Here is a 13,200-nt window from a genome sequence, read left to right as displayed (position 1 = left end):
GTGAATGCATGCCCCCTACATGAGGGGTTCCTCGCCAGAGTGGCGCATTACATGTGCACATCATCCGGCACATGCTCCACACGCGAAGAACCACATCGCAGGGGGTTACATGAGAACCAGCCGCGCGAGAAGTCGCGCCGCGCTGAGCATGGCAGCGACACTGCCACTGCTCGCCGGTGCGCTCGCCCTCGGGATACCGAACGCCAGCGCCGATTCCGCGCCCAGCGGGCGGGACGCGCTGCAGGGCACCAAGCCCGTCTGGGCGACCGCCGAGGCCGACCAGGGGGCCACGTCCGACAGCGGCAAGGTCGGCGTCCGGGTCCATCTGGCCGGACGGGACGCGAAGGGGCTGGCCGCCTACGCCGCCGCCGTGTCCGACCCGCAGTCCGCCTCGTACGGGAAGTACCTGAGCGCCGCACAGGCGCAGGCCCGGTTCGGGGCCACTCAGCAGCAGATCGACCAGGTCGGTCAGTGGCTGAAGTCGAACGGGCTGACCGTCACCGGAGCCAATCAGCACTACGTCTCCGCCACCGGTGACGTCGCCGCCGCCGAGAAGGCGTTCGGCACCCAGCTGCGCAACTATCGCAAGGGCGCCCGGACCTACCGCGCCCCGGCCTCCACCGCCTCCGTGCCCGCCGCCCTGAGCGACGCCGTTCTCGCCGTCTCCGGCCTGGACAACGCGCCGCACAAGTCGAGCCACGACGAGACGCTGCCGCCGCCGGACGCGGTGTTCCGCAACTCCGGCCCCTTCTCCTCGTACTACGGCTCGAAGACCGCGTCGTCGCTGCCGAGCGCCTACGGGTCCAAGGTGCCGTACGCCGTCAAGGGGTATACCGGCAAGCAGCTGCGCGCCGCGTACGGTGCGGGCAGCTGGACCGGCAAGGGCGTCACCGTCGCGATCACCGACGCGTACGCATCGCCGACCATCGCGAAGGACGCCGCCGAGTACGCGAAGCGCAACGGTGACGCCCCCTACCGTCGCGGGCAGCTCAGCCAGGTGCTGCCGGACGACTACACGAAGACCGAGGAGTGCGGGGCCTCCGGCTGGTACGGCGAGGAGACCCTCGACGTCGAGGCCGTGCACGCGGTCGCGCCCGCCGCCGACATCGTGTACGTGGGCGGCGCCTCCTGCTACGACGCCGATCTGCTGGACTCGCTGAACAAGATCGTCGACCATCGGCTCGCGGACATCGTCTCCAACTCCTGGGGCGACATCGAGGCCAATGAGCCCCCGGACGTCGCGGCCGCGTACGACCAGGTCTTCAAGATGGGCGCGATCGAGGGCATCGGCTTCTACTTCTCCTCCGGCGACGCGGGCGACAACGTCGCGTCCACGGGCACGAAGCAGATCGACGTCCCGTCCAACTCCGCCTGGGTGACCTCGGTCGGCGGCACCTCGCTGGCCGTCGGCAGGAACGACACGTACCAGTGGGAGACCGGCTGGGGCACGCTGAAGGCGAACCTCTCCGACGACGGGAAGAGCTGGACCGGCTTCCCCGGCTCGTACACCTCCGGCGCGGGCGGCGGCACCAGCTCGACCGTGAAGCAGCCGTCGTACCAGCGCGGCATCGTCCCGGACTCCCTCGCGCAGGCGAACGGGACGAAGCGGATGCGCACGGCCCCGGACATCGCGGCCGTCGCCGACCCGAACACCGGCTTCCTGGTCGGCCAGACCCAGACGCTGCCCGACGGCTCGCTCGGCTACGACGAGTACCGCATCGGCGGTACGTCACTGGCCGCGCCGGTCATCGCCGGTGTCCAGGCACTCGCGCAGCAGGCCCGGCACGGTCTGCCGATCGGCTTCGCCAACCCGGCGATCTACGACCGGTACGGCTCGAAGGCGTACCACGACGTCACCGACCACCCGCTGGGCCCGAACCACGACCTCGCGGTGGCGCGGGCCGACTTCGCCAACGGCTTCGACGCGGCGGACGGTGTGCTGACGTCGCTGCGCAGCCTCGGCAAGGACGCCTCGCTGAAGGCGGTCAAGGGGTATGACGACGTGACGGGTGTCGGGACTCCGGCGGCCGGTTACGTGAACTCGTACCGCTGGTAGTGGCGTAGCGGTCGATCGCCTGACCACGACGACGGCCGTCCCGGGCCTGTGCTCCGGGGCGGCCGTCGGCCATCGGGCAGCGGGCATACGTGCCCGGGCCGGACGGACCGGCCGGGCTTCTCAGGCCGAGGCACGCTTGCGCGGCGCCGCCTTCTTCGCCGTCTGCTTCGTGTCCGCCTTCGCCGTGGTCTTCTTCGCCGTCGTCTTGGCGGACGACTTCGCCGTCGACCGTGCGGCGGTCTTCCTGGCGGGCGCCCTGCTCGGCGTGGACTTCTTCGCGGCCGTCTTCTGGGTGGCCGCCGCGGCCTTCTTCTTGGCTCCGGTTCCGCCGGACTTCTTGCGGCTGGTGAGCGAGGTGACCTTGGCGACAGGGGCGTCCGCCGATGCCTCTGCGGATTCCGGTTCCTCTGCGGGCTCCGGCTCCTCGCCGCGGGCCTTCTTCGCCGCGCGAACGCTGTTCTCCAGCGCTGCGATGAGGTCGATGACCTTGCCGCCGCCCGCGCCCTCCGCCTCCGCCGCCTCCACGGTCCGGCCCTCCGCCTTCGCCGCGATGAGTTCCTCGACCGCCTCGCGGTAGTCGTCGTGGAGCGAGTCCATGTCGACCTCACCGAGAGTGGCCATCAGCGCGTCGGCCAGGTCGAGTTCGGCGTCGCGGACCGTGACCCCGGTCTCCGGGGCGATGCCCTCGGTGCCGCGGATCTCGTCCGGCCAGAGCAGACCGTGCATGGCGATCACATCGTCGACCACCCGGAGCATGCCGAGCCGTTCGCGGCCGCGCAGCGCGTATTTCGCCACGGCGACCTTCCGGCTCCGCTTGAGCGCCTCGCGCAGCAGGGTGTACGGCTTGGCGGCCGGGACTCCGTTGGCGGAGAGGTAGTACGCCGCGTCCATCTGGAGCGGGTCGATCTCGGTGGCGGGCACGAAGGCGACGATCTCGATCGTCTTGGCGGTGGGAAGCGGGAGCGAGGCCAGATCCTCGTCGGTGATCGGGATCATCGAGCCGTCGGCGTCCTCGTAGGCCTTGCCGATCTCGGCGGCGGTGACCTCCTGCTCGTCGATCTCGCAGACCTTCCGGTAGCGGATCCGGCCGCCGTCGGCGAGGTGGATCTGGCGGAAGGAGACCGCGTGGCTCTCGGTGGCGTTGACCAGCTTGATCGGGATGCTGACCAGCCCGAAGGAGATGGCACCGTTCCATATGGACCGCACTGTTCACCCCTTGTGTACGTATGAATACCTGTAGATCCGTAAACGTGTGATTCTTATCGTATGACGCCGATCACAGAGGTGGAGGGGCGGCGGCTGGCTCTCAGCAATCTCGACAAGGTGCTGTATCCGGCCACCGGAACCACCAAGGGCGAGGTGCTCCACTACTACGCGGCCACCGCGGCGGGGGCCCTGCTCGCGCATCTGTACAACCGGCCCGTGTCCTTTCTGCGCTATCCGGACGGGCCGGAGGGGCAGCGTTTCTTCACGAAGAATCCGCCGCCGGGTACGCCGTCCTGGGTACGGACCACTCCCGTGCCGCACCAGGAGGACAGCCGGGCCAGACAGGTGGTCGTGCAGGATCTGGCCTCGCTGATGTGGGCGGCCAATCTGGTGGTGGAGTTCCACACTCCGCAATGGCAGGCCGATGCGCCCGCAATCGCCGACCGGATGGTGTTCGACCTCGACCCCGGTGCACCCGCCAGCGTGGTGGAGTGCTGCACGGTGGCGCTGTGGCTGCGCGAGCGGCTGGCGGCGGACGGGCTGCTCACGTACGGCAAGACCTCCGGGTCGAAGGGGCTGCATCTGCTCGTACCGCTGGAGCCGACCCCTGCCGATCGGGTGTCGGCGTACGCGAAAGGGCTGGCCGTCGAGGCGGAACTGGAGCTTCCGGAGCTGGTCGTGCACCGGATGACCCGGGCGCTGCGGCCGGGGAAGGTCTTCGTCGACTTCAGCCAGAACGCGGCGTCGAAGACGACCGCCACGCCCTATACGCTGCGCGCCCGGCCCGAGCCGACCGTCTCGGCGCCCGTCACCTGGGCGGAGATCGAGGAGTGCCGGGCGCCGGGGCAGCTGGCCTTCCTGGCCGGTGACATGGGGGCGCGGCTGGAGCGGTACGGGGATCTGCTCGGGCCGCTCATCAATCCGAACCGGGCCCGGCGGCTGCCGGCCGGGCTTGATCCGAAGGCGTCCGGAATTCGCCCCCCGGGCGCTTAGCGCACGGCGGACGATCTTGTCATGTCCCTCAGGAAAAGACCGCATGTGGAGGGCGGACCGTCCGAGCCGTGGTGCACACTCCTCGCAGACACTGCTTCGTGAATGACGTGGGGAGGCGATGGCGTGTTCGCGGGGATCGACGAGGTCGACTGGGCCTCGATGGAGCATGCCTACGGGCCTGCCGATGATGTGCCGGAGATGCTGCGGGGTCTGGCGTCCGCCGATCCGGCGGAGCGCGAGACGGCGCTTGACGGCATGTACGGGGCCGTTCACCACCAGGGTGATGTGTACGCCTGCACGCTGGCCTGCATTCCTTTTCTCTTCGAGCTGGTCGTTGATCCGGGGATCCAGGACCGGGGCAGCATCGTCGAGCTGCTCACCAGCATCGGCGGCATCGATCTGGACGGGGACGACGAGGACGAGTTCGACGAGGAGGAGATCGAGGGCGCGGCAAACTACGCGATGGCGGCGACCGCCGTCGCCGCGGGTGCCGGGGTGTTCTGCGAGCTGATGGCCGATGAGGACCCGGGCGTGCGGCTTTCCGCGCCCCTGGCGCTCGCCACGCTGCACAGCCACCCGGTGCGGGTCCTGGCGCTGCTGCAAGAGCGGTTGCCGGTAGAGCCGTCCGACGAGGTACGGCTCGCCCTGGTCGAGGCCGCGGGGCGGGTCGCCCTGCGCCATCGTGGGCTGGCCGGGCAGGCCGCGGCGTGGCTGGTGCGGCTGGCCGGTGAGGGGTTTCCGCCGGGGCTGCGGCTCGCCGCGCTGGCCCAGCTGGCGCGGTGCGCGCCGGACGCTCTGCCGGGCGATGTCGTACGGGTGGTGACGGGGCTGCTGCGGCAGCTGCGTTCGGTGCCCGTGCGCCGGGGCGCGGCGGCTCCCTCGGTCGATGCGCAGACGGGTCCGGCCGAGGCGGTCGCGACCGTCGACGGGTACGCGGATGCGGCCGGGTCCGGGGCCGGGGAGCCGCCCGTCGAGGAGCGGGCCGCGCCCGTGACCCTGGTGGGGCAGTTGCGGGCGCTGTCCGACGAGGAGACCTCGGGGCGCACCGCCCCCTGGACGGCGGATCTGCTGCGGACGCTGCACGTCGGGCTCGACGACCGGGTCGCCGAGCGGACGGCGCTGCTGACCGACCAGCTGCGCAGCCCCGACCACCGGCAGCGGATCGACGCGCTCCGGATGAGCAGCGGGCTGATCCGGGCCTGGCGGGGTTCGTACGAGGAGCTGGTCCGGCTGGTCGGTGAGCAGCTCGCCACGCCCGAACCACGGCTGGCCGAGGCCGCCGCGCATGTGCTGGAGGAGCTGTTCGGGCTGGCCGCGCCCGCCGCGGACGCGCTGGCGGCGCGGGTGGCTGCGGACCCCGGCGCCTGGGTGCAGGAGTGGCCGAGCGGGCCTCCGGCGCTCGGCAGCGCGGTGAAGGCGCTGGCCCGGCTGGGCGATGCCCGTGCCGTGCCCGCGCTGGCCGCCGCGCTGGAGCGGCCCGAGGTGCCGCACGACGTGGGCTTCGCCATCGACTGTCTGGGGGCGGCGGCGGCCCCGCTGGCCGAGGCGTTGCGGCGCAGGCTCGGCGAGGTCCGGCTGGACGAGCGGGCGTACGACCGGGCGGGGCCGCTGCTCGTGGGGCTGACCGCGCTGCGGGCGCACGAGGCGGTGCCGGAGGTGCTGCGGGTGCTGCGGGGCACGCCGGAGTACCGGGGCGAGTGGCTGCGTACGGCGGCGCTGCGGGCGCTCGGTTCGTTCGGGCCCGCGGCCCACAGCGCCGTACCGGAGCTGCGTACGCTGCTGCGCCGCCCCGGGAGCACCTCGGCGGCGGAGGCCGCGGAGGCCCTGTGGGCGGTCGGCGGGGACGCCGATGCCGTGCTGCCGGTGCTGATCGAGGGGCTGCAGGCGGAGCGCACCCACGAGCGGCGCTCCGCGGTGAACGCGCTGGGCAGGCTCGGCACGCGGGCAGCGGTGACCGCGCCCCGGCTGCGCGCGCTGCTCGGTCACGAGGAGCTGTGGCTGAGGGTGGATGCGGCGATCGCGCTGTGGGACGTGTCCGGGCGGGCCGACGAGTCCGTTCCGGTGCTCCTGGCGGCCTGGGAGAAGAACCGTCATGCCCGGGTCCGGGTGGCGGAATGCCTGGCGCAAAAGGGTGTCGCCGGTGCAGGGTCGGACGTGGCACGCGTGCTGCGCGACGAGCTGGCCTCCGTACGCCGTCACAACGCGATGGACGGTGGATTCGGCAGCCACGACACATACGAGGACGAAAAACTGCTGGCGTTCTGCCGGCAGGCACTTCTGGGCGATACGGGGAAGGGACCCACGACATGATCATTTTCGGTACGCGGGGTTATCTGTACCAGCTGGCCATCCTGACGATGGTCTGCGGGTGGTGCGGCAATCCGGCCGCGCACACGCTGCGCAAGCGGGTCACGAAGTTCACGCTGTTCTTCGTGCCGCTGTTCCCGTTCTCGACGAAGTACGCGACGCAGTGCACGTTCTGCGGCGGGGAGCAGCAGATCCCGAAGGAGCAGGCCGAGCAGCTGCTGGCGCAGCACGCCGCCTCGCAGGACGGCAATCCGTTCGGACAGGCGCAGGCGCAGGGGCAGCCGGGTTACGCGCCGGGCGGGCAGGGCCAGAACCCCTACCAGCACTGAGGCAGCGCTGAGGCAGCACCCGAGTAGCACTCTTACAGGCATCAAATAGACATAAAGGACTTCCTTCCGAATAAGGTCTATGAGGCATGGACCGCGGGAAGGGAGGGTGTCATGCGTCCGCAGCGCCGGGTGCGGTGCCGTACGGCGGTGGCCCTCGGGGCCGTCGTCGGCGCAGTGCTGCTGGCGGGCTGCGGTACGGGCGGTGGGCTGCGGAGCGCCGGACCGACCCCGGCCGCCATCGGACCCGCCCGGCTCTGGCCGCAGCTGCCGCCCGCCTCCGCCGCTCCGTACGACTACGGCGAGGGCGAGACCGCGCGCGTCCCGGGGATCGAGGTGCCGGACGGCGATGTGCACCGTCTGGCCCCGGTGACGGTGGTGCAGGCCGACCTGAAGGCCCGGCCCAACCGGACCAGCGGCAGGAACGAGCTGCCCGCCGACACCGTCCGGCACATCGTCGCGTGCCGCACCGAGCCGGCCTCCTGTCCCGTGCTGCAGCCCTACTTCCGTGACCTGACGGGCGACGGCGAGGACGAGATGGTGCTCGGCATCCGGATGCCCGGCCGCCAGCTCTCCGTGCGGGTCTACATGCCGGAGGCGGGCGGGCTCATGCGGATCCTGTCCACCGCGGACGCCGTGATCAGCGTCGAGCTGGCCGGGCGGGATCTGATCATTCGGACGCCGTCGGTCATCACCGGGTACGCGTACCGCACCGCCTGGACCTGGGACAGCCGGCAGCGCGCCATGCTGCCCGCCGAGGACGAGATCCTGCGGATGCCCGCGTCCAGGACCCCTCGACCGAAACCCACGGCCGCCCCGCCGAGCCCCGGGCCCACGACCGCGAAGCCCACCGCCGCACCATCCGTCGGCGTCTCCGCGGAGCGCCGATGAAACGGCAGGGCAAGAGGCTGCGCGGCACGGGGCGTCGCGGACTGCGCGCGCCTTCCTGGACCGCGACGCTCACCTGGAAGGCGGCCGTCTTCATCACCGTGATGTGCTGCGCCCTCGCCGCGCTGCTGAGCGTGCTGGTTCACAGCGAGGTGACTCGTCAGACCGTCGGCCAGGCCCGCGAGAAGGCGCTGTCCCGGCTGGAGGACGTCTCCGCCGCCTACGAGACGGGCGAGGCGCTCCCGCCCGGTTCCGGGATCGATCCGCCCGAGCTGCCCGCCTCCCTGCGCGCCCTGGCCGTGAGCGGCGAACGCGGCACACTGGTCGGCCGTCACGACGGCCGCCCCGCCATGTGGGCGGCGGCACCGGCCGACGGCCGCGCGCTGGCCACGCAGGTGGACTACAGCCAGAGCGCCCGCACGATCAACGATCTCGACGGGGCGATCGTCGGTTCCTCCCTGCTGGCCACCGGCGCCACCCTGCTGGTCGGCGCGTTCGCCGTCACCCGGGTCACCCGGCGGCTGCACCAGACCGCCCGGGTGGCCCGCCGGATCAGCGCGGGCGACCTCGACGCCCGCGTCGACGACCCGCGCACGGCGGACCCCTCGCGCCCGCAGGACGAGGTGGCGATCGTCGCCGGTGCTCTGGACACGATGGCGTCCACACTCCAGCGCAAGCTGCTGACCGAGCAGCGCTTCACCGCCGATGTGGCGCACGAGCTGCGCACCCCGCTGACCGGACTCTCGGCCGCCGCCGAACTGCTGCCGCCGGGGCGGCCGTCCGAGCTGGTGCGGGACCGGGTCCGCACGATGCGGGCGCTGACGGAGGATCTGCTGGAGATCTCCCGGCTCGACGCCCGTACCGAACAGGTCGATCTCGACATCCACGAACTGGCGCCGCTCGTCGAACGCGTGGTGCGTGCGTCGGGGACGAAGACCGCGATCCGCGTCGTGGGAGCGGAGGCCGGCACCGGGGCGAGGGACGTGCGGGTGGAGACCGACAAGCGGCGCCTGGAACGGGTGCTGGGCAATCTGATCGCCAATGCGCACAAGCACGGCCGCCCTCCGGTGGTGCTGACGGTCGACGGGCCGGTGGTGACCGTACGCGATCACGGGCCGGGTTTTCCGGACTATCTGCTGGACGGCGGCCCACAGCGGTTCCGTACCGAGGCCTGCGGCAAGGGACACGGCCTCGGGCTGACCATCGCCGCCGGACAGGCGCAGGTGATCGGCGCCGGCCTCGTCTTCTCCAACGCCGAGGACGGCGGGGCGGTGGCCCGGCTGACACTCCCGGAGTACGTACGGCTGGATGACGAGGCGTCGGACGGTCCGGGAGGGACGGACAGCCCCTCCCCCACCGACCGCCGGACAGACCCCGATAAACATGTCGGCTGACATACCGACCATGACATAAAGGAAATAGACACCACCTCTTGCTACGTTGCGTGGCATGACCGCAACGACGGCGGACGCGCCCCCGCCCGATCTACGTCTGCCCAAGCGGCGCGGAGTCGAGCTGCTGCTCCTCATCGGGGCCGTCCTCATCTCCGTCTACGGCTACGCCGCCGTCGGCCTGGCCAGGAACGGCGCGGTCCCGCCCGATGTGGCCGGCTACGGCGCGGGCCTGGGGCTGCTCGCCCTCCTCGCCCATCTCGCGGTCCGCTTCCGTGCCCCGTACGCCGATCCGCTGCTGCTGCCCATCGCCGTACTGCTCAACGGGCTCGGCCTGGTGCTGATCTACCGACTCGACCTGGAGACGCCGAAGGACCAGGCGGCCCCCACCCAGCTGATCTGGTCCACGCTCGGTGTGGCGCTCTTCATCGCGGTGGTCGTCTTTCTGCGCGACCACCGGGTGCTCCAGCGGTACGCGTATCTCTCGGTCGCCGCCGCCCTGGTCCTGATGATCGTGCCGATCTTCTTCCCCGCGGTGAACGGCGCCAAGATCTGGATCAGGGTCGGCGGATTCTCCTTCCAGCCGGGCGAGTTCGCCAAGATCCTGCTCGCCGTGTTCTTCGCCGCGTATCTCGCCGCGAACCGCAACGCCCTCGCCTATACCGGCCGCAAGATCTGGCGGCTCCAGCTCCCCACCGGCCGGGTGCTCGGCCCGATCGTGGCGATCTGGCTGCTCAGCGTCGGCGTGCTGGTCCTGGAGCGCGATCTGGGCACCTCGCTGCTCTTCTTCGGCCTCTTCGTGATCATGCTGTACGTGGCGACCGGCCGGACCGGGTGGATCGCGGTGGGGCTGCTGCTCGCCGCCGTCGGCGCGTTCGTGGTCGGCTCCTTCGAACCGCATGTGCACAGCCGCGTCCAGGACTGGCTCGACCCGTTCGCCTCGATCGACGCCGGACGGGGCCCCGGCCAGCTGGCCCAGTCGCTGTTCGCGTTCGCCGCGGGCGGGATGCTCGGCACCGGGCTCGGGCTCGGGCACTCCATCCTCATCGGTTTCGCCGCCAAGTCCGACTTCATTCTGGCCACCGCGGGCGAGGAACTCGGCCTGACCGGGCTCACCGCGGTCTTCCTGCTCTACGCGCTGCTCGTCGCCCGCGGCTACCGGGCGGGGCTGGCCCTGCGCGACCCGTTCGGGCGGCTGCTGTCGATCGGTCTCGCCTCGATCCTGGCGCTCCAGGTGTTCGTGATCGCGGGCGGGGTTATGGGGCTGATCCCGCTGACCGGCATGGCGATGCCGTTCCTCGCCCAGGGCGGTTCGTCCGTCGTCACCAACTGGATCATCGTGGCGCTGCTGATCCGGGTCAGCGACCAGGCCCGCAGACCGCGCCCCGACCATGTGGAGACCGGGGTCATCGCACCGATGGCGGAGGACGAGCTGTGACCCGGTACCCGCCGCGAGCCCCGGAGGCCAGGCTGTGATCCGTTATATCCGCCGGGCCGCCGCGCTTCTGCTGCTGCTGCTCGTGGCGCTGCTGCTGAACGCCGCCCGCATCCAGGTCCTCGACGCCGACAGCCTGGACGACAATCCCGCCAACCGCCGCCTCACGATCGCCCGTTACAGCCAGCCGCGGGGCAACATCCTGGTCGGCGGCAGGTCCGTCACCGGCTCCGAGGACACCGGTGAGCAGCTCAAGTACGAGCGCACGTACCTGCACGGACCGCTGTACGCGCCGGTGACCGGCTACGCCTCGCAGACGTACGGCACGACCCTGATCGAGAACGCCGAGGACGACATCCTCTCCGGCACCGACTCGATGCTCGCCCCGCTCCCGCTGTGGAACGAGATCACCCGCGACCGGCAGCCCGGCGGCAATGTCGCCACGACCATCAAGGACTCGATGCAGCGCGCCGCCTACGACGGGCTGGGGGGACGACGGGGTGCGGTCGCCGCCGTCGAGCCGTCGACCGGCAGGATCCTGGCGCTGGTCTCGACACCCTCGTACGATCCCGGGCGGATCTCCGGCACCGGTTCGTCCGTCACGGACGCGTGGCAGGAGCTGAACGCGTCGAAGAGCCAGCCGATGCTCAACCGGGCGATCCGGCAGACGTATCCGCCGGGCTCCGCGTTCAAGATCGTGACGGCGGCGGCCGCGCTCGACGCGGACGTCGTCACCGATCCCGACGACGAGACCGACACCCCCTCCCCCTATGTGCTGCCGGGCACGTCGACCACGCTCCCCAATGAGGCGGAGGGCTGTGAGGACGCCTCGCTCGCCGAGGCGATCCGGGTCTCCTGCAACACCGTGATGGCGGAGCTGGGGGTGCGGGTCGGGCTGAAGGGCATGGTGGACGCGGTGCGCAGGTTCGGCTTCAACGACACCGGGCTGAAGATCCCGTCGGGGGTGGCGAAGAGCAACTTCGACACCGAGATGAGCGACGACCAGCTGGCCCTCTCCTCGATCGGGCAGTTCGACACGACGGCGACTCCGCTCCAGATGGCGATGGTCGCCTCGGCCGTGGCGAACGGCGGCGACCTCAAGTACCCGTATCTGGTGGACCGTACGACCACGAGAGGCGGCTCGACCGTCCACCGCAACGGCCCGCGCACCTACCACCGGGCGATGAGCCAGCAGACGGCCATGCAGCTGCGGAGGATGATGGTCGACGTGGTGGACGAGGGCACGGGGTCCAATGCCGCGATCGACGGAGTGACGGTCGGCGGCAAGACCGGCACCGCACAGCACGGCATCGACAACTCGGGCAGACCGTACGCCTGGTTCATCTCCTGGGCGCAGGCGCCGGACTCGGCGCAGCCGGCCGTCGCGGTCGCCGTGGTCGTCGAGGACGCCGCCGCCAACCGGGCCGACATCAGCGGCGGCGGCAGCGCGGCCCCGATCGCCCGCGCCGTCATGGAGGCGGCCCTGCGAGACTGACCGCGTGGCGGATGCGGGTGCGGGTGCGGGTGGGGTGGGCCGGGCGCTGGAGCGGATCGGACGCGAGGATCCGCGGCTGTGCGCGTTCATCGAGGTGTGGCCCGAAAGGGCACTCGCCGACGAGCAACGGGCCCGCAGGCTCGCGCTGGCCGCAATGCCGTTCGCGGTCAAGGGACCTTCCGGCATCCGTTCGTACGCGGCCCGGCGGCTGATCGCGGCCGGTGGCGTCCCGGTCGGCGCGACCTCGGTGCCCGGACCCGGCACGCCCTGGCAGACGTGGGGGCTGGGCGCCCACGGCCGTACGGTCAACCCTTGGCGTCCCGACCGCACGCCGGGCGGGTCCTCGGCGGGCGCGGCGGTCGCGGTCGCGGCGGATCTGGTGGAGCTGGCCACGGGCAGCGACGGGGCGGGGTCGGTGCGGATTCCGGCGGCGTGGTGCGGGGTGTTCGGCCTGAAGACGACGAACGGCCTGCTGCCCTCCCCCGACCGTTCCGGGCTCGCGTCCGCGGGGGTGCTGGCCCGTTCGGCGGCTCATGCCCAGACGTATCTGAGCTGTGTCCTGGACGGGTACGGACCGCAGGCCCCGGCAGGTCTTCCGATCCCGGCCGTCTTCAGCCCCGGTCTGGGGTACGCGCAGGTCGACCCGGAAGTCGAGTCGGTCGTCCGGCGTGCGGTGGGGCGGCTCACAGCGGCCGGGGTGGTGCGGCCGGTGGACCGTACCTGCGAGCTGCTCGACCCGCGAGAGGCGTGGCAGGCGGTCCGGAGCGGGGAGCCGTCCGCGGCCGCCACCGAGATCCGGCACGAGAACGACGCACGGCTCGACGCGCTGTTCGCCCGCACCCCCCTCCTGCTCACCCCGACCACCCCCAACCGACCACATGGCCACGACGGTCCGGGCGAGCTCTATTCGACCGCGCTGACCTGGGCGTTCAATCTCAGCGGGCATCCCGCCGCGAGTGTGCCGGCCGGTTTCACGACGGACGGCTGCCCGGCCGGGCTGCAGTTGGTCGCCCGGCGCGGGGCGGATGTCTCGCTGCTCGAAATGGCCCGTGCGGTGGAGAACGCGCTGGTCGCTGTACGGCCATGACACACAACGCCCGGGC

Annotated in this window: 10 protein-coding genes; 9 read left to right on the top strand and 1 reads right to left on the bottom strand. The window is 71.6% G+C overall.

What is annotated here, in order from left to right:
* Positions 1-109 precede the first annotated feature (109 nt).
* Complete coding sequence (locus tag OG507_RS27590) at positions 110-2,056, top strand: S53 family peptidase (RefSeq protein WP_327369854.1); 1,947 nt, start codon at positions 110-112, stop codon at positions 2,054-2,056.
* A gap of 120 nt (positions 2,057-2,176) precedes the next feature.
* On the opposite strand, the gene ku is transcribed toward OG507_RS27590, so the two are convergent.
* A complete protein-coding gene (gene ku, locus OG507_RS27585) occupies positions 2,177-3,262 on the bottom strand; it encodes a non-homologous end joining protein Ku (RefSeq protein ID WP_327369853.1) in 1,086 nt (361 codons plus the stop codon).
* 60 nt (positions 3,263-3,322) lie between these two features.
* On the opposite strand from ku, the gene ligD reads away from it, so the two are divergent.
* The 8 genes from ligD to OG507_RS27545 all read left to right on the top strand — a co-directional run bounded on the left by ligD (position 3,323) and on the right by OG507_RS27545 (position 13,184).
* Positions 3,323-4,255 carry a non-homologous end-joining DNA ligase gene (ligD, locus tag OG507_RS27580; protein WP_327369852.1) on the top strand — a complete coding sequence of 311 codons (933 nt, stop codon included), beginning with the start codon at positions 3,323-3,325 and terminating at the stop codon, positions 4,253-4,255.
* A gap of 123 nt (positions 4,256-4,378) precedes the next feature.
* Complete coding sequence (locus OG507_RS27575) at positions 4,379-6,565, top strand: HEAT repeat domain-containing protein (protein ID WP_327369851.1); 2,187 nt, start codon at positions 4,379-4,381, stop codon at positions 6,563-6,565.
* The gene (locus OG507_RS27570) at positions 6,562-6,891 is read left to right on the top strand and encodes a zinc-ribbon domain-containing protein (RefSeq protein ID WP_327369850.1); all 330 of its coding nucleotides are present in this window, start codon (positions 6,562-6,564) and stop codon (positions 6,889-6,891) included. Before OG507_RS27575 ends, OG507_RS27570 begins: the two co-directional genes overlap by 4 nt.
* 111 nt (positions 6,892-7,002) lie before the next feature.
* Positions 7,003-7,779: a hypothetical protein gene (locus OG507_RS27565; protein WP_327369849.1), complete on the top strand. Its 777-nt coding sequence runs from the start codon at positions 7,003-7,005 to the stop codon at positions 7,777-7,779.
* Positions 7,776-9,170: a HAMP domain-containing sensor histidine kinase gene (locus tag OG507_RS27560; protein ID WP_327369848.1), complete on the top strand. Its 1,395-nt coding sequence runs from the start codon at positions 7,776-7,778 to the stop codon at positions 9,168-9,170. Before OG507_RS27565 ends, OG507_RS27560 begins: the two co-directional genes overlap by 4 nt.
* A 55-nt stretch (positions 9,171-9,225) precedes the next feature.
* Positions 9,226-10,605 (top strand): FtsW/RodA/SpoVE family cell cycle protein, encoded by a 1,380-nt coding sequence (locus OG507_RS27555; RefSeq protein WP_327369847.1) that lies wholly within the window; start codon positions 9,226-9,228, stop codon positions 10,603-10,605.
* A gap of 34 nt (positions 10,606-10,639) precedes the next feature.
* On the top strand, positions 10,640-12,097 hold the full coding sequence (locus OG507_RS27550) for a penicillin-binding transpeptidase domain-containing protein (RefSeq protein WP_327369846.1): 1,458 nt from the start codon (positions 10,640-10,642) through the stop codon (positions 12,095-12,097).
* 34 nt (positions 12,098-12,131) lie between these two features.
* Positions 12,132-13,184: an amidase gene (locus OG507_RS27545; protein ID WP_327372119.1), complete on the top strand. Its 1,053-nt coding sequence runs from the start codon at positions 12,132-12,134 to the stop codon at positions 13,182-13,184.
* The last annotated feature ends 16 nt before the right edge of the window (positions 13,185-13,200 follow it).

Source organism: Streptomyces sp. NBC_01217 (assembly GCF_035994185.1).
In the GTDB taxonomy this organism is placed as follows: domain Bacteria; phylum Actinomycetota; class Actinomycetes; order Streptomycetales; family Streptomycetaceae; genus Streptomyces.
This window is presented reverse-complemented; position numbering and strand designations above follow the sequence as displayed.